This window comes from Amycolatopsis sp. NPDC045836 (assembly GCF_056431745.1).
In genome coordinates, this window is record NZ_JBWKKF010000017.1 from 1 (window position 1) to 22942 (window position 22942).

Below are 22942 nucleotides of genomic sequence, written 5' to 3' on the forward strand. Positions count from 1 at the left end.
CCCCCCCCCCCCCCCCCCCCCCCCCCCCCCCCCCCCCCCCCCCCCCCCCCCCCAAACCCCCCCCCCCCCCCCCCCCCCCCCCCCCCCCCCCGGCCGGCTCACCGAATTACAGCTGCCGCACCCGGATGTTGCGGAACTCCATCAGGTCGTTGTCGCTGTGGTTCTGCAGGCCGATGAAGCCGTCGGCGAACTGCCTCAGGTCCGTGGCCGGGTCACCCGGCCGGGAGGACTGCAGCCCCGGCAGGTTGTCGAACTCGTTGATCACCTTGCCGTTGCGGATGATCGTGTAGTGCTGCCCGACCACCTTGATCTCGTACTCGTTCCACTGCCCCTTCGGCGTGGTACCGGCCGCCTCCAGCGGGTTCGGGTCGAAGTTGTAGACCGAACCCGTCTTCTGCGGTTCCCCGGTGTCCCCGTCGTAGAGCTGGATCTCGTGACCGCAGTAGATGGCCACCCACGCCGGTGACGTGGCCGCGGAACCGGTGGTGCCGCAGCTGCCCGGCGGCCGCTGGTCCAGCGGCGTGCGCGGATCCGGGAACCGCACGAAGACCCCGCTGTTGGCGCGGTAGCCCTCCGGTGCGATGTCCTTGAACTGCAGCTTCAGCGAGAAGTTGCCGTACTGCTGCCCGGCGTACCAGAGCATGCCCAGCCCGCCGGTGGCCCGCAGCGAACCGTCCGGCTGGATCTTGAACTCCCCGGAGGGCGCCATTTCCCAGCCCTTGAGCGAGGTCCCGTCGTAGATCGAGGTGTACCCGATGTGGCCGGGGTTCCCGATCGGCGAGTTCTGCGCCGCGGTGACGATCTTGTCCCGCTGCTTGTCGTTGATCACGCCGGTCTGCTTCAGGTTCTTCGCCGCGTTCTTCACGTGGTCGACGAACCCGACGTGGGTGGGCCAGGTGCTCTCGTCGTCGATCATGTCGTCGACCTTGCAGCCGCCACCGGCGTTGCGGTTGGGCACCCCGGTGTCGGTGTCCCCGATCGTCACCGTTTCACCCGGGTCGGACACCAGGCAGCCCACGTTGGCCGTGGTCCGCGAGACCACCTTCTCGCCGTCGGCGTAGGTGGTGGTCAGCTTCGCGGTGAACGGGCCGGTGCGGGTGTAGGTGTGCCGCGGGTTGGCCTCGGTCGACATGGTGCCGTCGCCGAAGTCCCACTCCCAGGCCACGCCACCGGACTTCGACCCGTTGAAGGCCACGGTCAGCGGCTTGCCCTGCACGTTGGTCGAGGCCGCCGCCGGAGCCGGGGTGGCCGCGCCGCCGGTGTAGGTGATCCGGATCAGCTTCTGGTTCGAGTCGAGGCTGAAGAAGCCGTTGCCGTAGTCCAGCAGGTAGAGCGCGCCGTCCGGGCCGAACTTGGCGTCCATCCAGCTGAGCAGCTTGTTGTCGCCGCTGCCCGACGGGATGATCTGCCGCAGGGTTTCGGCGAAGGCGGGCGGCTGCTGCGTCGGAACGCCCGCCGGGTCCACCGTCACCGCGACGCGGTTCTGCGAGTTGGACTGGTCACCGATGAACCACTTGTTGTCCCAGTACTCCGGCCAGGCCACCCCGCTGTTGGCGTTGACCAGTTCGCGGTGGTAGGTCGGACCGGACATGACCGCCTGACCGCCACCCTTGAGGTACGGCTGGGTGTAGGTCGCGTCCGCGGCGTTGTAGGTCGGCACGGAGCTGTTGGGGCGGTTGGGGAAGACCGGGCCACCGCCGTCCGGCGAGTACCAGATCATGTTGTCCTTGATCGGCGGCAGGTTCACCAGGCCGGTGTTGCGCGGCGAGGTGTTCACCGGGTTGTTGCAGTCGTACCAGCCGGTCAGCACCGCGGCGTCGGAACTGCTGCGGTCGCGGTACGGCTGCCGGTTGCCCATGCAGTACGGCCAGCCGTGGTTGCCCGCCTCGGTGATCACGGTCGCCGTCTCGTACTTCGCCGGGCCGAGTTCCGGGCTCGGCGAGGACGCGTCCGGGCCGACCCAGCCCGCGGTCACCCAGTTCGTCACCGGGTCCACCTGCAGGCGCGAGATGTTCCGCACGCCCATCACGTAGATCTCCGCGCGGGCCTTGTCGGTGCCCGGCGCGAACAGGTTGCCCGGCGGGATGGTGTAGGTGCCGTCGGCCTCCGGGTGGATCCGGATGATCTTCCCGTTGAGGTCGTTGGTGTTGCCCGAGGTGCGGCGCGCGTCCTGGAAGGAGACGCCCTTGTAGTCGGCGGTCCAGTTGTTGCCGGAGTAGCCGTTCGAGCCCTGCGACGAGTTGCTGTCACCGGAGCCGATGTAGAGGTTGCCGTCCTTGTCGAAGGCCATGCCGCCACCGGCGTGGCAGCAGCTGTGGATCTGCGTGTCCCAGGACAGCAGGTCCTTGCGGGTGGCCTGGTCGATGGTGGCCTTCGCGGCGTCGTAGGTGAACCGCGAGACCGTGCGCTTGCCGATCCGCTTGTCCTTGTCGATGGACTCGTACGGCATCCAGTAGACGTAGAACCAGCCGTTCTCGGCGAACTTCGGGTCCAGCGTCATGCCGACCAGACCCTCTTCGTTCTTCACCAGCTCGTCGCCCGAACCGCGGTTGCCCATCACCTTGAGCGTGGTGAGCAGCTTGACCTGCTTGGTGGCCGGGTCCCACTGGTGGATCGTGCCGCAGCCGAGGCCGACGTTCGGGTCCGCCCAGTCGGGCACCGGGCCGGTCGCGCAGGCGGCCTTGCCGATGTAGAACACGCGGCCGTTCGGCGCGATGGTCAGCCCGTGCGGCTCGCCGATCTGGTCCATCTGGCCCGCGGCGTTCGGCCCGGACAGCCGCTCCACCTTGTAGTTGGCCGCGATGGTCGCCTTGCAGTCCCCGCGCACCATGCCGGTGGTCCACTTCAGCGCGCCGAGCAGGTGGCCGCGGAACTGGTCCTCGGCGTAGCTGCCCTCGGTGCGGCCCATGCCGGTGTAGAAGGAGCGGCCGCCGTCGTAGTCGCGGCACCAGGAGATCGGGTGGAACGGCCCGTTGGCGCTCGCCCCCGGGTTGTAGCCCTTCTCCTCGACCTGGGCGATGGTGTGCACCTGGCCGATCGGGTTGGTCTCCCAGTTCAGCCAGCGGTCGGTCCGCTTCCAGTTCAGCGGCAGGCCCTCGTTCGCCGGGTGCTGGCGGTCGAGCACGTTGACCGTGGCCTCGGCCGGCGCCGGTTCCGGCGGCGGCGGGTTCTGCGAGTTGTCGTAGTGCACGTCGAACTCGGCCAGCTGGGTGGCCGTTTCACCGGCGTTCGCGGTGATGTTCAGCCGGTAGTGCGCGTAGCTCTTGGTGTTGGCGTACTCGAAGGTCCGGGTCTGGAAGCGCTCCGGGAAGTCCTCGCCCGTGCGCTTGTCCAGGTCGGTCCAGGTGCTGCCGTCCATCGACCCCTGCAGGGTCCAGTCCTGCGGGTCCCGGCCGGCGAAGTCGTTGGCCGAGGTCAGCGAGTACTTGGTCAGCGTGGCGGGCGCGGGCAGCTGGTAGCTGACCCAGCCGGTCTTGGCGAACGCGAGCCACTTGGTGTTCTGGTCGCGGTCGTTCAGCTTTTCCTTGGTCTCGTTGGGCGGGTTCTCGCCGCTGGCGGTGATCGCCGTGCGGGCCCCGGCCGGGCGGGCGCCGATCAGGCCGGTGAACCACTCGGAGTTGTCCTGGGCCTTGGCGGCGTCGGACAGGCCGAGGAAGCCACCGCCCGCCTTCATGTAGTTCTTCAGCGCGGTTTCCTGCTCCGCGGACAGCGTCACGCCCTCCGCGGACAGGAACACCACACCCCGGTAGTTCGCCAGGTTCGCCGCGGTGAACACCGCGGGATCCGAACTCGAGGTCACGCTGATCCCGTTGTCCTGGCCCAGCCGCGCGATCGCGTCACTGGCCCGGAGCACCGGGTCCTGCTGCTCCGCCGCCGGGCCGTGGAAGACCAGCACGGAGATCGGCGCGGCCGCGGCCGCCGCCGGCTGCGCCTGCGCCACGACCGTGGTGGCCAGCGGCGCCGCGAGCGAGACCACCGCCCCGACGGCCAGTGCGGCCGCCGATCGTCGCCGTTTCGACCAGCCTGCCGAAACTCTTCGCCCCATCCCTGACTCCTTAGTTGGTGGTTGGGAACTAGTGGTTGTGCGCGGTCGCGCTCGACTCGGCGGTGTGCCCCGAGTGGTCGTGGTGCTTGAAGCGGTCGATCGCCTCCTGCGCGCCGGGCGGCATGCTGCCGTCGGCGTTGCGGACCAGGAAGATGCCCGCCATGCCCATGTCCGAGTGGTTCTGGACGTGGCAGTGGTACATCCAGGCGCCCGGGCCGACGTCCGCGCCGGCGATCACCTGGAAGCCGAAGGAGGCGCCGGGGTCGAGGTTCTTGTTGTCGATCACGTTGGCGTGGTCGTTCTCGCCGTTGAGCATGCCGGTGCGGGTGTCCGCCCAGCGGTGCGCGTGCAGGTGGAAGGTGTGCGGGAAGATGCCGTGGCCGATGCAGATCCACTCGACGCGCTCGCCGAGGTTGGCCTCGAACATCGGGGTGTCCGGGGCGACCTTGTTGTTGATCAGCATGTCGTTGAACACCACGGTGTACTGCCTGCTCGGCAGCAGGTCGCCCTTCTTGCGCACGATCAGCCCGCCGTAGAGGCCCTTCTGCAGGCCGACGGTGCCGTGGTCGGTGCCCATCGCGTGGTCGTGGTACTGCCAGTAGCCGGCGCTGCCCGGCATCCAGAAGCCGTTGGCCGCCTTGTACTGCGTGCGGGTGCGCCAGGTGTAGGTGCGGGTCTCGCCGGGGTTGTTGAACGAGCCGTTCAGCGGGGCGCCGTCGGAGTTGGTGTCGTAGTTGACGCCGTGCGGGTGGATGGACAGCCGCTGGTCGGTGTTGTTGACCAGCTCGATCTCGAGGGTGTCGCCCTCGTAGATCTCCAGCAGCGGGCCCGGGATGGTGGCCTTGCCCGGTTCGAGGCCGTAGCCGAACTGGCCGTCGGGCAGCGGCTCGGCGTAGATGGTGACCTTGCGGGTGAGGCCGGCCGCGGCCGCGGCGTGCGGGGCGGCGGCCCCGGCGACCATGCCGGGGATGAGCACCCCGGCCGCCGCGGTGGCCAGCATCGAGCGGCGCGACAGCCCGGACCGGCTGGGCTGGGCGGCTTTGTCCATGGCGGAACTCCGTTTCGGGGACGGGGAGGGAGTGGGGAACGGGCGGCTGGAGGGCCGATCAGGGTTCGGGTGCTACGCGGAATGGGGGAACAGCGGCCGCCCAGCGGCCGTACCGTCCCCGCGGCACCCTCGTTGACATCGTTGACACCATTGCCACGTGCCTCGCCTTTCGACCCGGGCGTCCCACGAGAGGCGCACGGACATCGTTCTTCCGACGAAATGAGAACAACTTATGTTGACTCGTGGCAGAAGTTAAGGGCCAAATGGTCTAACGGCAAGCACACGTACGTTCTGCTAGCAGCCGTAGCTGACGGTCACGAAAAAAGTTTGGCTTCGCCTGTCGATGTGGGCCCCGGCGGTTCGACGCTCTGGCACACGCACCGAGCGAAGGAGCTTCCGATGAGCAAGATCGTCAACGCCACCTACATGACCCTCGACGGCGACATCAGCAACATGATGGACTGGCACTTCGACTACTTCGGCGAGCAGGCGCAGAAGGCCGCCACCACCCAGCTGGCCGAGGCCGACGCCCTGATCATGGGCCGCGAGACCTACGACGGCTTCTCCGCCGCCTGGTCCTCACGTGCCGGGGCGGACGAGTTCGCCGACCGGATGAACAACATCAAGAAGTACGTGGTGTCGTCCACGCTGACCGAACCGGAGTGGACGAACACCGAGGTGATCAGCGAGAACGTGGCCGAGCGGGTCCGGGAGATCAAGGACGCGGGCACCAGCCTGCTCCAGTACGGCTTCGGCGACGTCAGCAGGCTGCTCCTGGAGCACGGCCTCCTCGACGAGCTGCGGCTGTGGCTGCACCCGGTGCTGTCGGGGAAGGCGCAGCCGTCGGAGCTGCTCTACCGGGACACGCAGCAGGCGAAGTTCGAGTACAACGGCGTCGAGGTGCACGACACCGGCCTGATCATCCTGAGCTACGTCCCGGTGAACGCCGCCCGCCCCTGACCGGGGCCCGGGGTGGGTCGGCGGCCACGCGCCGCCGACCCGGGCGGCGGTCAGCCGGCGAGGCGCTTGGCCGCGGCGTACCCGAGTTGCAGCAGGTCGGAGCCGGCCACGGCGGCCAGCACCGTGCCGGTCAGGCGGGTGGCCCGCGGGGCCATCACCAGACCGGCGGACAGGCCGGTGGCGATCCACACCGCCGCGCAGAACGGGCAGGTCAGCAGCTCACCGGCGGCGTGCCCCGCCCCGTGGGAGGCCACCGACTCGACCAGTTCCGCCTCCCCGGCGGGCTTCTCGTAGCGGGTGAAGGGCGCGCGGAGCGGGCTGGTGACCGCTTCCTTGGTCAACAACCTGCTCGCCTTGTGCGTGGCCACGGCGAGCAGCACGGTGTCCCCGAGCCCGATGCGCTTCGGCAGCCGGGCACCGGTGCGCTTGCCCGTCAGCACCAGCGCCCCGGCGAACGCTCCGTAAGCACCCAGCGACAGCAAGTACCCCGGCAGGGGTCGCCGGTCCCCGTTCTCGTACCGCTCCCGCAGCTGCTTCAACCTGCCCACCACCGTCATACCCCAGGGTTGCCCAGCCCCGATCCCGACAAACAACTCGGGCCAGACCGTCCGTTTTGGACGGTCGAGCCGACGTGACTCTGGCACGATGTCGGTCGGGAAGTTTCGTTCCCCGTGCCCGCCGCGCGCTGCGCGGGGCGGGTGCGGGCCTGGGGAAGAAGCAGCACCATGACGCACACCCGAAGTCGCGCGGACTGGCCCCACCTCCCGCCGTGCCAGGAGCCGTCGGGCACCCCGGCGTGGAACGTCATCGTGGTGGTCGGCACGCTGGACCAGCCGATCGACACCCCCACCGCCCGGGCGGCGGCCGAGCGCATGCACGGCTCCGCCCTGCTCGACGTCATCGCCGAGGGCAATCGCGTCGGCGTGGCCAGCCGGAGCCCGCTCACCCTGTACCCCGCCCTGGAGCAGGCAGGCGAAGCCTTCGTCGACGGCCTGGCCGAGGCGGGGTTCGAGGTCCGCAGCTGGGAACGGGTCGAATGGCTGGCCGGCGCGGCCGCCCGGCCCGGGACCTGACCCCGGCTCACCAGTGGATCAACCCCCTGCCGCTAGACTGTCGGGCACGGGCCGTTAGCTCAATTGGTAGAGCTGCGGACTTTTAATCCGTAGGTTCTGGGTTCGAGCCCCAGGCGGCCCACTCTTCCGCCCGGTCCACGGCCGAGCGAGCCTTGAGCCTCGACGGGCCGCTCGTCTGACACGGCTGCCACCTCCCGGATCCCGCCGAGCCAACGCGGCGTGCCGGGGCGCGTAGGCAGCAGCTCGCCCGGGCGTCCCCACGGGCAGCTGCTCGTTCGCGCGACCGCCTCGCCTGTGGGCACTGGTGTTCGATGACAAATGTCATCGGTGCGCCCGTGTCGATTTGCTCTGATTCCGTGCGCGAAAGCCTGCGTATGATCATTCCGATCCCAGCGAAGGAGCGTATTATGGGTGTTGCACCACGCAACGCGGCCAGGTTTTTCGCGGCATCGACGATGGCCGTGGCCGCGCTTTTCGCGGGCGGATTCGCCGCCAGTGCGGAACCGGTGACGCAGGCGAGCGCCAAAGCGCCGTTCACCGGTCAGGACGTGTGGGTCGACTGGAAGGTGTACTCGACCCACGAGAAGTGCCGCCAGGCCGGGCGCGACATGATCGGCGTCGGCGCGGTGGTGGACTACCGGTGCTCGTTCGACAGCCCGGGCTGGCTGCTCGAACTGCGCATGGTCGACTGATCCGGGGTCCGGCCGCCTTCGCGGGGTGGCGGCCGGACCCGTTCACCTCTCGTCCCGGCGGTGGAGCACCTCGGTGGCACCACGCTTGCTGAACGCCGCCCACAGGTTGAACCCGATGATGCCGACACCGGCCGCCACCCAGAGCCAGATGAACCCGTTGTCCCGGCCGACTCCGCTGAAAATGCCGAAAAGCAGGATTCCCACGCCGACCAAGGCACCGAATACCGCGACCGGTTTGGACGGTTTCACGTTGTAGGTGGCCACTGCGCCAACTCCCTCGCTTATCCGGTTTTCGTACCTGCGAAGAACATTCCCAGCCGCGTTTCCGGCCAAACGCGACCACCCGCGGTTGCCCCGGTCGCCTCGAAGCGGGGCTCCGAATGGCCTAGTGCACACGATGACGCTCGTCAACCCCGGAACTCGATGTCCGGGTACCGCGGTGACGGACCGTCGAACAGGGAGGTCGGGTGGTGTCGCAGGTGCAGGTCGAAGAAAGCCGCCAGGTAGGCGCGTTGCGCGGAAACGCTGCGCCCCGCATCGACCGTGCCGAGGAACGGAGCCGTGACCGCCGGGTCGAGGCCGAGCCGCGGGACCAGCGACTGGTGGTCGGTGTAGCTGAAGTGCTCGCCGGCGGGCAGGTGCAGCTGCCGCAGCCAGCCGCGCTGGTGGCGCACGAACTCCTGCCACGAAACGTTCGAAGCCGAACTGTGGTCCCCGGCGCTCATCAGCAGGAACGGGCGGTCCAAGCCCTCGTCGGCGACCCGCCCGAAGTCGCGGGTCGACTGCGAGTAGGCCATGGTGCCGTCCAGGTTGACCCCCGCGTCGATGCGCCGGTCCGTCACCATGGCCTCCCCGGCGGTGAACCCACCCGCCGAATGGCCGAACGCGCCGACCCGCGACAGGTCCAGCGCCCGCCCGAGCCCCCGCGGCAACGGCCGCCGGCCGGCGTCCGGATTGCCGCCGCGCGCCAGCACCTCCAGCTGGTCCAGCACGAAGCTGGTGTCCCGCACGCGGGTCGCCACCATCAGCTTCGACACCTCCACGCTGGACGACGGCATGGCGTGCTCGGCCACCCGGCCGTCCGGGAACTCCACCGCCACCGCTTCGTGCGTGTGGTCGATGGCGACCACCACGTACCCGCGGCTCGCCAGCTCCTCCGCCTGCACCGTGCCGAGCGCACGCGACTGCTTGCCACCGGGCGAGAAGAGCAGCACCGGCTGCCGTCCGGCGGCGGGCGCGCCGGTGCGGGCGTGGGTGGCGAACCCGTAGTCGAGCCCGCCGGGGTCGAGGCCGAGCACGGCCGCGTCCTCTTCGGACGCCACCGCGGCGGCCCCCGGCGGCAGGTACGGCGCGACCGGTTTCCGGCTGGGCAGCGCCGGGTACCGGACGGTGACCATCAGCTCTCGCGGGGTGCCCGGCACCCACGGGTCCGGCCGCCCGTGGTCGATCAGGTGCAGTTCCGTGACGCCCACGGCATACCGCCCGGTCGGCTCGGGCAGGGGGGACCCGCTGCTCGCGGACGCGGCGGGCGCGGCCGACGCCACCACCGCGAGCGCACCCAGGGTTACTACCAGTTTTCTCATGCGCCACAAGCTACGAAGATCACCCGCCGAGGACATCCGGGTGATCACCCCCTGAGGCCCCGGAGATCGGGAAGTCACACCGGAATCACGGTCGGTGCGGGTGGGACCGGTCGCCCACTAGGCTCGCGCGGGTGACGAACGAGCTGGAGCTGGGCGTGCGCGAGCGCAAGAAGCTGCGCACCAGGAACGCGCTCATCGAGGGCGCGCTCCGGCTGTTCCACGACAAGGGCTTCGACGAGACCACGGTGGCGGAAATCGCCGCGGGGGCCGACATCTCCACCCGCACCTTCTTCAGCTACTTCGACAGCAAGGACGACATCGTCTTCTACGACCAGCGCGACCGCGTCGAACGGGCGCTGCAGCTGCTGGGCCGCCGGGCACCCGGCGAGAGCGTGGCCGAGCTGCTGCGGCGGGTGCTGGCGAACGGCCTGCTGGACACCGACGCCGACCGCGCCCAGCTGATCGCCTCGGTGCCCGCGTTGCAGGCCCGCGAGCTGCACCTGCTGTTCGACACCCAGCGGCGGATCGCCCACGCCCTGCACCGCGCCTGCGCCGGTGAACTGGGCCTGGTCGACGCCGCGAGCGCGGTCGGCGCGCTGGCCGGTGCGGTGAAGCTGGCGATCGCGGCCAGCCGGGGCCGCGGGGACGACACCGAGCAGACCCGCCGGGCCGCGCACCGGGCCGCCGACCTGACCCTCGCCGGGCTCAGCTCACTCGGCGGAAGCCGGGCGGCAGCACCAGGTCGCTGATCGAACCGTCCGCCGCCACGGCCACGTCCAGCGTGCCGCCACCGACCGGCAACCCGCGGACTTCGAACGCGCCGATCGGGGACGGCGGCGGGTCGAGCGAAATCGTGCCGGCCGGCACGTCCACCCGCAGCCCGAGGAAGGTCTGCAGCAACGCCACCGCCGAAGCGGCCGACCACGCCTGCGGACGGCAGGAAGCACCGTAGGGCAACGGAACCGGCGTTTCGTCCACCCCGAAGCCGGCGTACAGCTCGGGCACGCGGTCGCCGAACGCACCGGCGGCGGCGACCAGCTGAGCCCCGAGCCGGGCCGCTTCTTCCCGGTGCCCGGCGAGGAAGAGCCCGCGGACGACGATCGCGGTGTCGTGCGGCCAGACCGAACCGCAGTGGTAGCTCAGCGGCGAGTAACCGTCCATGGTGGACGCCATGGTGCGCAGGCCGTACCCGGCGGCCAGGTCCGGGCCGAGCAGGTGGCCGGCGATCGACGCGGACTCGCCCGCGTCGACCAGGCCGGTGCCGAGCAGGTGGCCGATGTTGCTGGTCAGCGCGTCGACCGGGGTCTTGGCGCCGTCGAGCGCCAGCGCCGGGTAGCCGGTCACCCAGAACCGCTCGCGGAAGCGCGTGCGCAGGTCGGCGGCCCAGTCGGCGAGGCCGTCGGCCGGTTCGCCCAGCGCGGTCAGCAGTTCCGCCGCGCGGACCACGGCTTCGTGTTGGTAGCCCTGGACTTCCGCCAGCGCGACCGGTGGGTCGGCACGGCGGCCGTCGGCGAACCGGACCGCGTCGGCGGAGTCCTTCCAGCCCTGGTTCGCCAGGCCGCGCCCGGATTCGTCGAGGTACTCGGCGAATCCGTCGCCGTCGGTGTCGGCGAGTTCGGTGATCCAGGTGAGCGCGGCCCGCAGGTTCGGCAGCAGCTCGCGGACGCGGTCCTCGGCCAGCCCCCAGCGCCACGCGTCGTGCAGCAGGCACACCCAGAGCGCGGTGGCGTCGACCGTGCCGTAGTACCACGCGGGCAGCGACATGCCGCGCAACTGGAAGTCCGCGCGGCGGCGTTCGTGCAGGATCTTGCCCGGCGCCTCTCCAGCGGACGGGTCGTGCTCGCGCCCCTGCGAACGGGCCAGCGTGCGCAGCGTTCCGGCAGCCAGCTCCACCGAAACCGGCAGCAGCAGGCGCGCGGCCCAGATGCTGTCGCGCCCGAACAGCGTGAGGTACCAGGGCGCGCCCGCGGCGGCGAAGACGTCCTCGGGGTGCTCGCGTTCGGCCAGCAGCAGGCCGTTGAGGTCGGCGAGCGAGCGGTTCAGGAAGCTGGTGAACCGGCGGTCGTCGGCGCGGACCCCGGGGGCCGCGAGCACCGGCGCACCCGGTACGAACAGCGGTTCCGCGTCGGTGGCCTCGACCGACCAGTGCAGCCGCGCGGGCGCGTCGACCGTCCAGCGGGCCACCACCCCGCCGTCCCGCACGGAGAATTCGGCGCCTTCGGCCCGGACGCGGCTGGTGAGCCCGTCGGCTGACCACTCGACGCCCGTGCCGTTCAGCACGGGGTCCAGCGGGGCGCGGGAGACGGCGGTCTTGATCTCCTCGATCGGCGCGAAGTCGGCGGACAGCGCCAGCTCGACGACACACCGCGTCGGCTGCGGTGCGACCAGCTCCAGTTCCTCGTGCAGGCCGCGGGCGGTCGCGGTGCGGTGGCGCCGGAGCCAGCCCGTGGGGGCGCCGAAGTCGCGGAGGAGGCCGGTGAACTCGCCGCGGTCGGCACCGGGTTCGGCGAACCCGATCCCCTCCGGCTCGCTGCCGTCGACGGTGAGCACCGCTTCGCCGAGCACGCGCCGGTCACCGTGCAGCACCCCCTGGACCCCGGCGGGCCGGAGCTGCCCGTCGCGGCCGGAGAGCACCACGGTCGGCGCCCGCAGCGCGATCGCCAGCTCGTGCAGCAGGGGCTGCTTCCCGGCCATGGTGGCTCCTCCGCGTCGAGACTGCGCCCAGTGTCGCAGCCGAACGCGACGCCGTCAGGACGACGGGTGCCAGGAGTGGCTCAGCCACTCAGCCACTTCAGGCGTCGGTGCGGGTGAGGCCGGTGAGGATGCGGCCGAGGAAGTCGGCGTCCGCGCCGATCGGCTCGCCGGTCATCAGCGGTTCCGGTACCGCGGAGCGGTGGGCGTTGCGCCGCGGCAGCGCCACCGACCCGGCGGTGAGGCCGATCGGCAGCGGCAGCTCGCACCAGATGCGCTTGCCACCACCGCGCAGCGGCTCGATGCCGGCGTGCTCGCTGTCCAGCGGGGGTGCGGTCTCCGGTGGCTGCCCGTCCTCGACCTCGATGACCAGGCAGTCGCCGCGCACCTGCAGGCGCACCAGCACGAAGCCGGGCGCCCCCGGGGCGGCGCCCTCGACCGAGGCGGTGACCAGCTGGGCCACCAGCTGCTCGGCCTGGTCGATCAACGGGCGGAGCGACCACTCGCCGAGCGTGAACCTGACGAACATCGCCGAGCAGTTCACCGCACTGGGCAGCGCGACCAGTCGCAGGTCATCGATTTGGGCGGCTTGTGCGTTCACCGTGCTCCCTTCTTCCCCGACCACGGTGTCGCGCATAATGCCAGCTCACCCACGCGATGTCACCCAAAGGGGTTGGTACCTCACCGTATCTGGCGCGTCCTTCGCGCCTCCTTTCAGTGATACGAGGGGGACGCCTTATGCGTTTGGCACAGCTGGCAACCACGGTGTGTGGTCGACGGGAGCGCTACACGGCGGGTGGCGAGGGGCCGACGGTGGTGTTTCTGCACGACCACGGCGACGCGTTCACCCCCGCGCTGGAGGTGATGGCTACGCGCGGTATCCGGGTGCTCGCGCCCGCGCGACCGGGATCCGACCCGGATTGGGTGACCGAATTTTTACATTCGGCCGGCGTCCGGGAGCCGGTCACGCTGGTCGGTCACGGGCTCTCCGGCGCGGTGGCCGTGCGCACCGCCCACGCGACGCTGCACACCGTTCAGCGACTGGTCCTGGTCGATTCGATCGGGGCGTCGGCGCTGCGCACCGCGCTGGACGGGCTGCGGCGGCGCGCGCTGCCGGTCTCACTGGTCTGGAGCGCCGACCGCACCTGGGCCTGGTCGGCGATGAACGCGCTGAACCTGGCGCTGGGGCAGCCGGGGCACCTGCTGGTCCCCGGGCAGAACTGGCCCGACCACGACTCGCGGTGGCTCGGCTGGGTCATCGGCGACCTGGTCCGGCCGCGGCTGCACCTCGGTTTCCGGCGGGTCGAGCTGTCAGTCTGCCGCTAGCGCGCGGCGCAGCAGCACCAGCAGGGCCTGCTGGTCGGCCTCGTCCAGTTTGGCCAGCGGGGACGCCTCGGCGACGCCGTAGAGCATCGCGGTCCGCACGCGCACGCCCTCCGGGGTGAGCTGGAGCGCCTTGGACCGGCGGTCGCGGGCGCCGGGCACGCGCTCGGCGAGGCCGCGTTCGGTGAGGCGGTCGGCCAGGAAGGTGACGCTGGAGCGATCGCAGCGCAGGCGCTCGGCCAGGGTTTTCATCGCGGGCGGCGGCTGCTCGGGGTCGATGGCGAACAACGCCTGCGACAGCGGCGCGGTCAGGGACAGCTCGGCGAGCGTGCGCTCCATCCGCGCACTGGTGCGGTCGGCGACGGCGAGCAGCGCGCCCAGCAGCTCGTCGAATTGGCTCACGGCCGCAGGATAACCCTCTTAGTTCGCAAAACAAACTAGTGCCTCCCCCGGACGCCCGCTCTGGCCGTGGGCACGCGCTCCGAGCACCGTTAACGCCGCGTCAACAACGCACGCGAGGGTGTCAGGAGGCCGTAGGCGCGCTGTCCACCCCGGACCGAACGGGGTTGTGCTGGCCGGGTAGCGATCCCGACACCCGGAGGTAGTCGTGACCCTTGCCGAGTTGCTCCCCAGCCTGGGCTGTGCCGCCGCCGATCGGCTGGACGCCGGGGAATGGCCGCCGGGGACCCGCATCGGGCGGGACGGTGAGCTGGAGTTCGCCGGGGTGCCGGTCACCCAGCTCGCCGCCCGCTTCGGCACCCCCGCCTACCTGCTCGACGAGGCGCACGTGCGGCGCCAGGCACGGGCGTACCGGCAGGCGCTGCCGGAGGCGGAGGTCGCCTTCGCGGGCAAGGCGCTGTGCACCAAGTCCGTGCTGCGCTGGGTCGCGGAGGAGGGGCTCTCGCTGGACACCTGCTCCGGCGGTGAGATCGCCGTCGCGCGGGCCGCGGGCTTCCCCGCCTCGCGGATCCTGTTGCACGGCAACGTGAAGACCCCGGAGGACCTGAAGACCGCGCTCGGCTACGGCGTCGGCCGGATCGTGCTGGACTCCCTCGACGAGATCGAGCAGCTCGGCGCGCTGGCGCACGGCCGCCAGGAGGTGCTGATCCGCGTGGTGCCCGACGTCGACGGCGGCACGCACGCCGCGATCACCACCGGCACCGAGGGGCAGAAGTTCGGCTTCTCCCTGCTGCCGCGGGTGACCGACAACCTCGACCGCGCGGTGGCCGCCGTGCTCGCGCAACCCTCGCTGCGGCTGACCGGGCTGCACTGCCACATCGGCTCGCAGGTGTCGAGGGTGGACGCCTACGAACGGGCGGCGCGGCGGATGGTCCGCGCGCTGGTGCACGTCCGGGAGACCTACGGGCGCGAGCTGGACCACCTCGACCTCGGTGGCGGGCACGCCGTCGACTTCGACCTGTTCGGGTACACGCGCCGGCTGCGCGTCGCGCTGGCGTACGAGTGCTCGGTGCACGACTTCCCGATGCCGCGGCTGACCGTCGAACCCGGCCGCGCGATCGTCGCGAAGGCGGGCATCACGCTGTACCGGGTGTGCGCGGTGAAACGCGGCAGCCGCACGTTCGTCGCGGTGGACGGCGGCATGAGCGACAACCCGCGCCCGGCGTTGTACGGCGCGCGCTACACCGCCCGGCTGGCGAACCGGGGTTCACGCGCCGAGCGGCAGCCGATGCAGGTGGTCGGGCGGCACTGCGAGTCCGGCGACGTCCTGGCGCACGACGTGCCGCTGCCCGCCGACACCCGCTCCGGTGACCTCATCGCGGTGCCGGGCACGGGCGCGTACCACCACTCGCTGGCGTCGAACTACAACCAGGTCGGACGGCCGCCGCTGGTCGGCGTGCGCGACGGCGTCGCCTCCCTGCTCGTCCGCCGGGAGACCGAAGAGGACCTGCTCGTCCGCGACCTCGGTTAGACGGTCTCCAGCACCATCGGCTTGGCGCGGACCTTCTCGTGCCAGCCGAGCGCGGTGACCGAGGCGACCACGACGAGCAGGCCGAGCCACTGCGTGGCGGTCAGCGTGGTGCCGAGGAAGCTGACGCCGATCACCGCGGCCGTCACCGGGAAGGCGAGTTCGGCGAGCGTCGCGCGGGCGGCCGGGGTGGCGCGCAGGCCCGCGTAGTAGAGGCTGAGCGCGAGCAGGCCGGGGATGAAGGAGAGCAGCAGCAGGCCCGGCGCGTTCGCCCAGCCGGGTACGAAAGACACGCCTTGCACGGCGACGACCACCGCGGAAACCGGCAGGCCGACGGTGAACCGCAGCACGGTGACGTCCCGCGCGGGCAGGCGGTGCGAGACGAACCTGCCGAGCACGGTGCCCGCCGCCCACAGCACCGCGGCGCCGATCGCGAGCAGGGCGGCGCGCAACGCGCTGAGTTCGACGTCGAGCGGGTTCTTGAACGCCAGCAGCCAGGCGCCGAGCAGCGCGGGCACGGCGAAGAGGGCGTAACCGGGGCGGATGCGCTCGCGCAGCAGGAAGAAGGCGGCGAGCACGACGAACACCGGTTGCAGCTTCTGCAGCACCAGCGGCGTGACCGGGTCGCCGGTGCGGAAGGCCGCGGTGAACAGGGCCGTCGCCAGCGCCGACGAGCCGCCGCCGATGACCAGCACGGCGGTCCACTCGCGTGGTCCGCAGGCACGCAGGGCCCGGAGCGCGCGGGGCACGAACGGGGAGAGCACGAGCACCACGATGAGGTGTTCCCAGAACACCACGGTCGCCGGCGGGAGGGCGTTGGCCAGTGGCAGGCGCAGCAGGCCGTCGGTCCCCCACAGCGCGGCGGCGACGGCCACCAGCCAGGTCCGGTCCGCCGGCGTTCGATCGGTTGTCACGCCGCCGATAGTACGACTCCCATCGAATTGATGCGGCTGTCAAGATCGCCGGTGGGATTCACCTGTTCCGGGCCGACTGGTGGCGCGGTCCGCGGGGGAGCGATAGGCAGTGTCCATGCGACGTCTGGTCCCCGCCTTGGTTGCCGTGCTGCTGCTCGGCCTCGCCACGCCCGCTTCCGCCGGAGCCGCGGTGGTCACCGCTTCCGGCGTGTTCGGCTCGACGGCCCACACCTACGCACCGGACCTGGTGCCGGTCGGCGCGTCCGCCCGGGTGCGCTCGGTGTCGTTGCTCGGCACCGGGGTTTCGCTGACCGTGCGCGGCCTGCGGCCGGACCGGGCCTACGGGGCGCACGCGCACACCCGCCCGTGCGGTGCCGACGGCGCGGCGGCCGGTCCGCACCACCAGAAGCGGCCGGACCCGGTCACGCCGTCGGTCGACCCGGCGTACGCGAATCCGCAGAACGAGATCTGGCTGGACTTCACCACCGACGCGGCCGGCAGCGGCGTCGGCGCCACCCACGTCCCCTGGACCTTCGACGCCGACCGGCGCGCCGGCTCGGTGGTCATCCACGAAACGCACACGCACACCGAGCCGGGCCACGCCGGCACCGCGGGCGCGCGACTCGCGTGCCTCACCGTCGCCTTCTGACCTCCTGGCGTGGCGCGGGTGTCATGAACGGTCTGCCGCAGCGCAGCGGCAGACCGTTCATGACCGCAACCGGCTTGTCTTCCGAAAGGGTGGCAATGAAGGCGTACCGGGCAACGGCTCATCGCGAGGACGAATGGTGGGTCGTCGAGGTCGAGGGCGTGGGGGCGACGCAGGGATGGTCGACCGCCGAGGTCAGCCGCGACGGCGCGTTCTGGTTGATCCGGATCCGGGAGCTCGAGCGCAGCACCCAGGCCCTCAGCTGCCAGGACGTCCCGGTGATGGCCGCCGACCTGATCGAGATCGTGGAGAACCGGCGCGTCGGCGAACACGACCTCCGGATCGAAGTGCGCTGACCCTCGGGCAAGTGCCCCGGGTCACCGGTGACAATGGGGGTATGACCGCCACCCTGAGCAAGCCCGTCCTGAAGATCGGCCCCTACGAGGTCGATCCCCCGGTCGTGCTCGCTCCGATGGCCGGCATCACCAACGTCGCCTTCCGGCAGCTCTGCCAGGAGTACGGGGCCGGCATCTACGTCTGCGAGATGATCACCGCCCGCGCCGTGGTCGAGCGGCACCCCGGGACGATGCACATGATGACCTTCGGGGTCAACGAGCAGCCCCGGTCCATGCAGCTCTACGGGGTCGACCCGAAGACCATGGCCGAAGCCGTCCGGATCATCGTCGGCGAGGGGCTCGCCGACCACATCGACAGCAACTTCGGCTGCCCGGTGGCCAAGGTGACGCGCAAGGGCGGGGGCGCGGCCCTGCCGTTCAAGCGCCGCCTGTTCGCCGACATCGTGCGCGAGTCGGCGAAGGCCGCGGGTGACGTGCCGTTCACGGTCAAGTTCCGCATCGGCATCGACGACGAGCACCACACCTACCTCGACGCCGGGCGCATCGCCGAGGCCGAGGGCGCGGCGGCGGTCAGCCTGCACGCCCGCACCGCCGCGCAGCGCTACTCCGGCCAGGCCGACTGGACCAGGATCGCCGCGCTCAAGCAGGCCGTGACCAGCATCCCGGTGCTCGGCAACGGCGACATCTTCTCCGCCGCCGACGCCCTGCGCATGGTCGAGGAGACCGGGTGCGACGGCGTGGTCGTCGGCCGGGGGTGCCTCGGCAGGCCCTGGCTCTTCGGCGAACTCGAAGCCGCGTTCCAGAACCGCGAGCTCCCGACCCCGCCCAAGCTCGGCGAGGTCGCGAAGGTGCTGCGGCGCCACGCCGAACTGCTCGTCGAGCACGACGGCGCCAGCAAGGCCATGCGCGACCTGCGCAAGCACATGGCCTGGTACCTGATGGGCTTCCCGGTCGGCTCCGAACTGCGCCGCGGCTTCGCCATGGTCTCCTCGATGGACGAGCTCGACGACCTGATCGCCCGCCTCGACCACGACGCGCCGTTCCCCGCGGACGCCGAGGGCCCGCGCGGCCGCCAGGGCTCACCCGGCAAGGTCACCCTGCCGCACGGCTGGCTCGACGACCCCGACGACAACTGCGTCCCCGAAGCCGAGGACATGCACTCCGGCGGGTAGCCCTCACGTCTCCGGGTAGCCGATGTCCACCGGGTCGGCGGCGTCCGGCGAGATGTGCTGCCGGTACCACTCCGCCGACCGCGCGAACTTCTCCGCGAACCCGCCACCCGGGTCCAGTTCGGTGCGGCGCCACAGGCGGTCGCTGGCGTACCAGTGGTCCTCCGCCAGCAGCGCGAACTGGTGGTCGGTCAGCCCCGGCAGCGCCTTCCTGGTGCGCGCCCGGTGCGCCTCGGCACCGAGGTTCCGCACCGGCAACCGCAACCCCAGTTCCCGGCACACCGTGGTGACCAACTCCCGCACCGGCACCGGTCGCGGGTGGTTGGCGTGGAAGACCGCACCGCGGCTCTTGTCCCACGACAACCCCATCAGGCGCACCACCAGCGCCGCGAGGTCGTTCACCTCGATCACCGACGTGCGGGCGGCACCCCGGTCGATCCACGACGGCACGGCGCGCACCAGCCGGCACAGGCCCGGCACGAACCAGGTGTCCCCGCGGCCGTAGACCAGGTGCGGCCGCAGCACGGTGCCGCCGAACTTGCGCACCTCGCGTTCCGCGTGCGCCCGGCTCAGGCTGGTCGCCGACACCGGTTCCGGCGCCAGCAGCGACTCGCTGATGCCGCGGTGCGGCCCGCGCCCGTAGACCGCCGTCGTGCTCATGTACAGGAATCGCCGCACGCCCGCCTTTTCGGCTTCCCCCAGCAGGAACCGGGTGCCGTCGTGGTTCACCCGGCGGCACAGCTCCGCGTCCCCGCCGATCTGCGCGGCGATGTGGATGACGGTGGACACGCCGTCGGCGAGGCCGGCCAGTCCCCCCGGATCGGCCAGATCGCCCTTGACCACCTCGACGCCGGACTCCGCCAGCCAGTCCGGCGGTGACCGGCTGAGCACCACCAGCGGCGGCCCCCAGTCGAACCAGCCCACCCGGTCCAGTTCCCGGAGCACCGCGGTGCCGATGAACCCGGTCGCCCCGGTCAGCAGGACCGGTCTTCCCCCAGCCGTTCTGCCCATGCGTCAGCCGTGCACCAGCAGGTCGACGGTGCCGAACGCGGCGGTGCGACCGGCCTGGCCGAACACCACCTCCACCGAGCGCACGCCCGAGCGGACCGCGGTCACCTCCGTCGCGTTCACCAGCGTCGGCGCGTCCAGCTCGATGTAGTGCTCGAAGTGGAAGTCGCAGCCGACGGGCAGCGCGTCCGGCTGCCCGGCGACCAGCTTCGCCGCCTGCCGCGCGGCTTCCATGGTGACCATGCCCGGCACGTGGTCCACCGGGTGGTCGAACATCACCGGGTGGGACTGGTCCACGCGCAGCAGCCACGAGCGGTCACCGGGGGCCAGTGCGACGTCGCGGCCGCGGTCCCGGCCGACGCTCGCCGGGTCGACGGCGGGCAGCGGCTCGACCTCGGTCACCGCGCCGGCGCGCTCCCCGCGCAGCCGCCGGTACGCCGAGGGGGAAACCGCGCTCCACACCGCGCCGCCGGAGCCGATGTGCTCACCGTCGCGGTAGCAGTTGATCGCCAGGCGCCCGCCCACGACGCGCTTGCCGCGCTGCTTGAGGTCGTGGCAGGTGACCGCGAGCACGATGTCGGCCGGGCGCGCGCCGAGCCGGAGCCCGTCCGAGCCGAGCGAGAAGGTCTGCCGGTGCACGATGAACTTCCAGTCCAGCGCCACCCCGAACTCGGAGTGGGCGATGAGCAGCCCGGCCTGGCGGATGGTCTCGGCCATCAGCAGCGGGTCGTGGTAGTCCGGTCTCAGCAGGCTGAAGAAGCTGTGGCCGCGCGGCCACTGGGCGCCGACCTGGAACTCGGTGTCGTCGAGCGCGCACAGGTCGGTCAGGAACACCTCCGAGACAGCCGCCCGGTGCACCAGCGCCCGCGGGATCGTCCGGTCGAACATGACGTCGGACCGCTGCGAGACCACCGCGTTACCGAACTCCGGCGCCGCCGTGACCACAACCCCGTCCGGCCGGGTCATCATCGCTGTCATCAGCACTCCTTGTGTGGAAGCTCACGGTATGACCGTTTTGAACATACTGACTGCCCGGTTTTTTTTACAACCCCTTCGGATGATAAATTCCTGGTTAACCGCTTACGGGCCGTAAGATGTCGGCCGCTAAGTCGTCCGAACAGACCAGGGACCCGGCACCTGAGTCCTCCGAACAGCCGAAGGAATGGCGACTGGATCCCCCGACAAACCTCAGGGAGTACACGTGCCCAAGCAGGAACGGGCCGAACTGACGCGCACGGCCATCCTGGATGCGGCGGCCACGGTGTTCGACGAGCGGGGGTTCCAGGGCGGCACGCTGACCGACATCATCGCGGGCGCCGGGGTCACCAAGGGAGCGCTGTACTTCCACTTCTCCTCGAAGGAGGAGATCGCCAAGGCGATCATCTCCGAGCAGTTCACCATCTGGACCCCGCCGGAGGACCCCGGCCTGGTGACCCTGCAGACCGCCATCGACCTGTCCCACGGCATGGCGGTCAGCCTGCAGAACAACCCCCGCGTGCGGGCCGGCATCCGGCTGGTGATCGAGCAGGGCACGTTCTCCACGCCGACGCCGGACGCCTACCGCAACTGGATCGGACTGGTGGAGACCTGCCTGAACGGCGCCAGGCAGCAGGGCGACCTGCGGCCGGAACTGGACCCCACCGACGTCGCGACGTTCATCATCGCGTCGTTCACCGGGGTGCAGATCAGCTCGGAGGTGCTCACCCAGCGCGAGGACATCACCAAGCGGGTGACCATGCTGTGGCGGCTCACGCTGCCGGGCATCGTGCCACCGCGGCGGCTGCACAAGTTCCGCCCGGAGGGTTCGGCGGAGTTCGCCGAGGCGGCGAACGGGGTCAGCCGAAGCTGACCGGCGGCCGGGCCGCGGCCGTGGAGCTGCCGGCGCGGTCGAAGCGGGCGGTCCGCGCGATGCCGGGCAGCAGCACCTCCCAGCTCCGGCTCACCGCTTCGGTGCGCGGGCGGGGCAGGGCACCGGCCCACCACAGCACCTCGAGGCCGGTGCTGGCGGCGACGACCTGGGTCAGCACGGCGTCGGTGGCCAGGCCGGGCTTGAGCTCACCGGCGGCTTCCGCGCGCGCCAGCGCGTCCCTGATCACCTTGAGGTAGGCCTGGTAGAAGTCGCTGAACGGGGCGCCGCGATCGGCGCACTCCCTGGCGGTGCGCATGCAGGCGCGGATCACCGGGCTGGCGTCCAGCCAGGCGGCGAGCGTGTGGGTCAGGTCGATCACGGTCTGCAGCGGGGAGTTCTCGTTCGAAGCGAGTTTGGCCGCGTGGGACTCCAGCAGTCCGCACCCGAGCTCCTGCACCGCGCCGACCAGCTCGTCCTTCGACGCGAAGTGGAAGTAGACCGCCCCCTTGGTCACCCCGGCCGCCTGGCTGATCTCGGACATGCTGGCGGTCGGGAACCCGTCACGGTCGAACAGCCTGGCGGCGCACCTCACGATCTCGTTCCTGGTCTGCTCCGACCGGTGCTGCTTGGCCACAGGGGGCTCCTCGACTGCTGGGACGAACGGTGTGACAGCTCATCCCGGCCCGCCTCACGCGGTCAGCGCGGGGAAGGCTGGTTCCCCGGGCCGGGTCGGCTCCTGATCGGAGGTGAGGATGCACCGGTGCAGTCGACGCAGGGACAACGATGGCTCGAGTCCCAGCCCCTCCACCAACCGGGTGCGCAACCGCAGGTAGACCTCGATGGCGTCGCCGCGACGGCCGGCCCGGTGCAACGCGAGCATGAGGTGGCCGTGCAGCCCCTCGTGCGTCGGGTTCCTGGCGACCAGCGCGGTCAGCTCACCGAGCAGCTCGTGGTGCCTGCCGAGCCGGAGATCGGCGTCGATCCGGCGGTCGAGCACGCACAGCCTGGCCTCCTCCAGGCGGTGCACCTCGACCTCGAGCAACCCGCCGGGCATCACGTCGGCCAGCGCGCGACCGCGCCACAGCGCCAGCGCGCGCCCGAACTTCTCCGACGCCCCGGCGAAGTCGCCCGCCTCGCGGGCGCGGTGCCCCGCTTCGGCGAGCAGGTCGAACTCCTTGACGTCGATCGTGAACCCCTCATCACGGAGAACATAGCCCCCTACTTCCCGCGCCAGGACCGCTTTCGGGTCTCGGTTACGGCCGTCCTCGGCGGCGGCACCCGCCGCACCGATCATGGACCGCAGGTGCAGCACGTAGGTCTGCAGGGTGGTCCGCGCGCTGCGGGGCACGTCGCCGCCCCACAACTCCTCGAACAACGCGGTGTCGGGAACGAGCTGACCGGCGTGCACGGTGAGCATGGCCAGCAGCTTGCGCTCCTTCGCCGCCGTCGGCGCCACCGTTCTGCCGCAAAACTGGACTTCAAGCGGACCCAGCACCCGGATGTCCATCACAGCTCCCTCAGCTCGTCGGCGAGCCGGCGGTCACCCCGGCCAGCGGCTCGATACCCGAAATTCAAAACCGGGCGGTCGGTTTTGTCAACGAGTTCGGTACCGGTCGGTCGGTTTTTTCATTGAGTCGTTGTACCCCTGCAGCCTACTC

The 22942-nt window shown here is 71.0% G+C and carries 23 protein-coding genes and 1 tRNA gene; 11 read left to right on the top strand and 13 right to left on the bottom strand.

Annotation, left to right across the window (positions count from 1 at the left end; genetic code table 11):
* Positions 1 to 106 precede the first annotated feature (106 nt).
* Both AC07EG_RS29020 and AC07EG_RS29025 read right to left on the bottom strand, forming a co-directional pair.
* Positions 107 to 4045: a ThuA domain-containing protein gene (locus tag AC07EG_RS29020; RefSeq protein ID WP_478256383.1), complete on the bottom strand. Its 3939-nt coding sequence runs from the start codon at positions 4043 to 4045 to the stop codon at positions 107 to 109.
* Positions 4046 to 4073: 28 nt separating this feature from the next.
* Complete coding sequence (locus AC07EG_RS29025) at positions 4074 to 5093, bottom strand: multicopper oxidase domain-containing protein (RefSeq protein ID WP_478256384.1); 1020 nt, start codon at positions 5091 to 5093, stop codon at positions 4074 to 4076.
* A gap of 399 nt (positions 5094 to 5492) precedes the next feature.
* Between AC07EG_RS29025 and AC07EG_RS29030 the strand changes: the two genes are divergently transcribed.
* Positions 5493 to 6053 carry a dihydrofolate reductase family protein gene (locus tag AC07EG_RS29030; RefSeq protein ID WP_478256385.1) on the top strand — a complete coding sequence of 187 codons (561 nt, stop codon included), beginning with the start codon at positions 5493 to 5495 and terminating at the stop codon, positions 6051 to 6053.
* Positions 6054 to 6103: 50 nt separating this feature from the next.
* Here AC07EG_RS29030 and AC07EG_RS29035 read toward each other — a convergent pair whose 3' ends face one another.
* Positions 6104 to 6601: a DUF1360 domain-containing protein gene (locus AC07EG_RS29035; protein ID WP_478256386.1), complete on the bottom strand. Its 498-nt coding sequence runs from the start codon at positions 6599 to 6601 to the stop codon at positions 6104 to 6106.
* A gap of 177 nt (positions 6602 to 6778) precedes the next feature.
* Here AC07EG_RS29035 and AC07EG_RS29040 point away from each other — a divergent pair, with 177 nt between their 5' ends.
* The 3 genes from AC07EG_RS29040 to AC07EG_RS29050 all read left to right on the top strand — a co-directional run bounded on the left by AC07EG_RS29040 (position 6779) and on the right by AC07EG_RS29050 (position 7818).
* Positions 6779 to 7126 carry a hypothetical protein gene (locus tag AC07EG_RS29040; protein ID WP_478256387.1) on the top strand — a complete coding sequence of 116 codons (348 nt, stop codon included), beginning with the start codon at positions 6779 to 6781 and terminating at the stop codon, positions 7124 to 7126.
* A 48-nt stretch (positions 7127 to 7174) separates the two neighbouring features.
* A tRNA-Lys gene (locus AC07EG_RS29045) sits at positions 7175 to 7247 on the top strand.
* Positions 7248 to 7437: 190 nt separating this feature from the next.
* On the top strand, positions 7438 to 7818 hold the full coding sequence (locus AC07EG_RS29050; RefSeq protein ID WP_478256388.1) for a hypothetical protein: 381 nt from the start codon (positions 7438 to 7440) through the stop codon (positions 7816 to 7818).
* Positions 7819 to 7860: 42 nt separating this feature from the next.
* Here AC07EG_RS29050 and AC07EG_RS29055 read toward each other — a convergent pair whose 3' ends face one another.
* Both AC07EG_RS29055 and AC07EG_RS29060 read right to left on the bottom strand, forming a co-directional pair.
* Positions 7861 to 8082, bottom strand: coding sequence for a hypothetical protein (locus AC07EG_RS29055; protein ID WP_478256389.1), 222 nt, complete (start codon positions 8080 to 8082; stop codon positions 7861 to 7863).
* A 143-nt stretch (positions 8083 to 8225) separates the two neighbouring features.
* Positions 8226 to 9401, bottom strand: a complete 1176-nt coding sequence (locus AC07EG_RS29060) for an alpha/beta hydrolase family protein (protein ID WP_478256390.1) — start codon at positions 9399 to 9401, stop codon at positions 8226 to 8228.
* Positions 9402 to 9532: 131 nt separating this feature from the next.
* On the opposite strand from AC07EG_RS29060, the gene AC07EG_RS29065 reads away from it, so the two are divergent.
* Entirely contained in the window at positions 9533 to 10150 is a 618-nt protein-coding gene (locus AC07EG_RS29065; RefSeq protein WP_478256391.1) for a TetR family transcriptional regulator, read from the top strand.
* Here AC07EG_RS29065 and AC07EG_RS29070 read toward each other — a convergent pair.
* Together AC07EG_RS29070 and AC07EG_RS29075 are read right to left on the bottom strand one after the other, a co-directional pair.
* Entirely contained in the window at positions 10107 to 12095 is a 1989-nt protein-coding gene (locus tag AC07EG_RS29070) for a glycogen debranching N-terminal domain-containing protein (protein WP_478256392.1), read from the bottom strand. The genes AC07EG_RS29065 and AC07EG_RS29070 overlap by 44 nt on opposite strands.
* Positions 12096 to 12192: 97 nt before the next feature.
* Positions 12193 to 12693, bottom strand: a complete 501-nt coding sequence (locus tag AC07EG_RS29075) for an ATP-binding protein (protein WP_478256535.1) — start codon at positions 12691 to 12693, stop codon at positions 12193 to 12195.
* 212 nt (positions 12694 to 12905) lie between these two features.
* Here AC07EG_RS29075 and AC07EG_RS29080 point away from each other — a divergent pair, with 212 nt between their 5' ends.
* Positions 12906 to 13418 (top strand): alpha/beta fold hydrolase, encoded by a 513-nt coding sequence (locus AC07EG_RS29080; protein ID WP_478256393.1) that lies wholly within the window; start codon positions 12906 to 12908, stop codon positions 13416 to 13418.
* Here the strand turns inward: AC07EG_RS29080 and AC07EG_RS29085 are convergent.
* Entirely contained in the window at positions 13404 to 13817 is a 414-nt protein-coding gene (locus AC07EG_RS29085) for a MarR family winged helix-turn-helix transcriptional regulator (protein WP_478256394.1), read from the bottom strand. The two genes, AC07EG_RS29080 and AC07EG_RS29085, sit on opposite strands and share 15 nt — an antisense overlap.
* Before the next feature lie 205 nt (positions 13818 to 14022).
* On the opposite strand from AC07EG_RS29085, the gene lysA reads away from it, so the two are divergent.
* Positions 14023 to 15345 (top strand): diaminopimelate decarboxylase, encoded by a 1323-nt coding sequence (lysA, locus tag AC07EG_RS29090; RefSeq protein WP_478256395.1) that lies wholly within the window; start codon positions 14023 to 14025, stop codon positions 15343 to 15345.
* Here lysA and AC07EG_RS29095 read toward each other — a convergent pair.
* Positions 15342 to 16256 (bottom strand): DMT family transporter, encoded by a 915-nt coding sequence (locus AC07EG_RS29095; RefSeq protein WP_478256396.1) that lies wholly within the window; start codon positions 16254 to 16256, stop codon positions 15342 to 15344. The genes lysA and AC07EG_RS29095 overlap by 4 nt on opposite strands.
* Before the next feature lie 115 nt (positions 16257 to 16371).
* Between AC07EG_RS29095 and AC07EG_RS29100 the strand changes: the two genes are divergently transcribed.
* The 3 genes from AC07EG_RS29100 to dusB are packed head-to-tail and all read left to right on the top strand — an operon-like array spanning position 16372 to position 18430.
* The gene (locus AC07EG_RS29100) at positions 16372 to 16905 is read left to right on the top strand and encodes a superoxide dismutase (protein ID WP_478256397.1); all 534 of its coding nucleotides are present in this window, start codon (positions 16372 to 16374) and stop codon (positions 16903 to 16905) included.
* Positions 16906 to 16928: 23 nt separating this feature from the next.
* Positions 16929 to 17258, top strand: a complete 330-nt coding sequence (locus tag AC07EG_RS29105; RefSeq protein WP_478256398.1) for a hypothetical protein — start codon at positions 16929 to 16931, stop codon at positions 17256 to 17258.
* A 41-nt stretch (positions 17259 to 17299) separates the two neighbouring features.
* Positions 17300 to 18430: a tRNA dihydrouridine synthase DusB gene (gene dusB / locus AC07EG_RS29110; RefSeq protein WP_478256399.1), complete on the top strand. Its 1131-nt coding sequence runs from the start codon at positions 17300 to 17302 to the stop codon at positions 18428 to 18430.
* 3 nt (positions 18431 to 18433) lie between these two features.
* On the opposite strand, the gene AC07EG_RS29115 is transcribed toward dusB, so the two are convergent.
* Both AC07EG_RS29115 and AC07EG_RS29120 read right to left on the bottom strand, forming a co-directional pair.
* Positions 18434 to 19438 carry an NAD-dependent epimerase/dehydratase family protein gene (locus tag AC07EG_RS29115; RefSeq protein ID WP_478256400.1) on the bottom strand — a complete coding sequence of 335 codons (1005 nt, stop codon included), beginning with the start codon at positions 19436 to 19438 and terminating at the stop codon, positions 18434 to 18436.
* A 3-nt stretch (positions 19439 to 19441) separates the two neighbouring features.
* Positions 19442 to 20413 carry a ScbA/BarX family gamma-butyrolactone biosynthesis protein gene (locus tag AC07EG_RS29120; RefSeq protein ID WP_478256401.1) on the bottom strand — a complete coding sequence of 324 codons (972 nt, stop codon included), beginning with the start codon at positions 20411 to 20413 and terminating at the stop codon, positions 19442 to 19444.
* 223 nt (positions 20414 to 20636) lie between these two features.
* Between AC07EG_RS29120 and AC07EG_RS29125 the strand changes: the two genes are divergently transcribed.
* Complete coding sequence (locus AC07EG_RS29125) at positions 20637 to 21284, top strand: ScbR family autoregulator-binding transcription factor (RefSeq protein ID WP_478256402.1); 648 nt, start codon at positions 20637 to 20639, stop codon at positions 21282 to 21284.
* On the opposite strand, the gene AC07EG_RS29130 is transcribed toward AC07EG_RS29125, so the two are convergent.
* Both AC07EG_RS29130 and AC07EG_RS29135 read right to left on the bottom strand, forming a co-directional pair.
* Complete coding sequence (locus tag AC07EG_RS29130; protein WP_478256403.1) at positions 21271 to 21918, bottom strand: ScbR family autoregulator-binding transcription factor; 648 nt, start codon at positions 21916 to 21918, stop codon at positions 21271 to 21273. The genes AC07EG_RS29125 and AC07EG_RS29130 overlap by 14 nt on opposite strands.
* Before the next feature lie 54 nt (positions 21919 to 21972).
* Positions 21973 to 22791, bottom strand: a complete 819-nt coding sequence (locus AC07EG_RS29135) for an AfsR/SARP family transcriptional regulator (protein ID WP_478256404.1) — start codon at positions 22789 to 22791, stop codon at positions 21973 to 21975.
* Positions 22792 to 22942 lie beyond the last annotated feature (151 nt).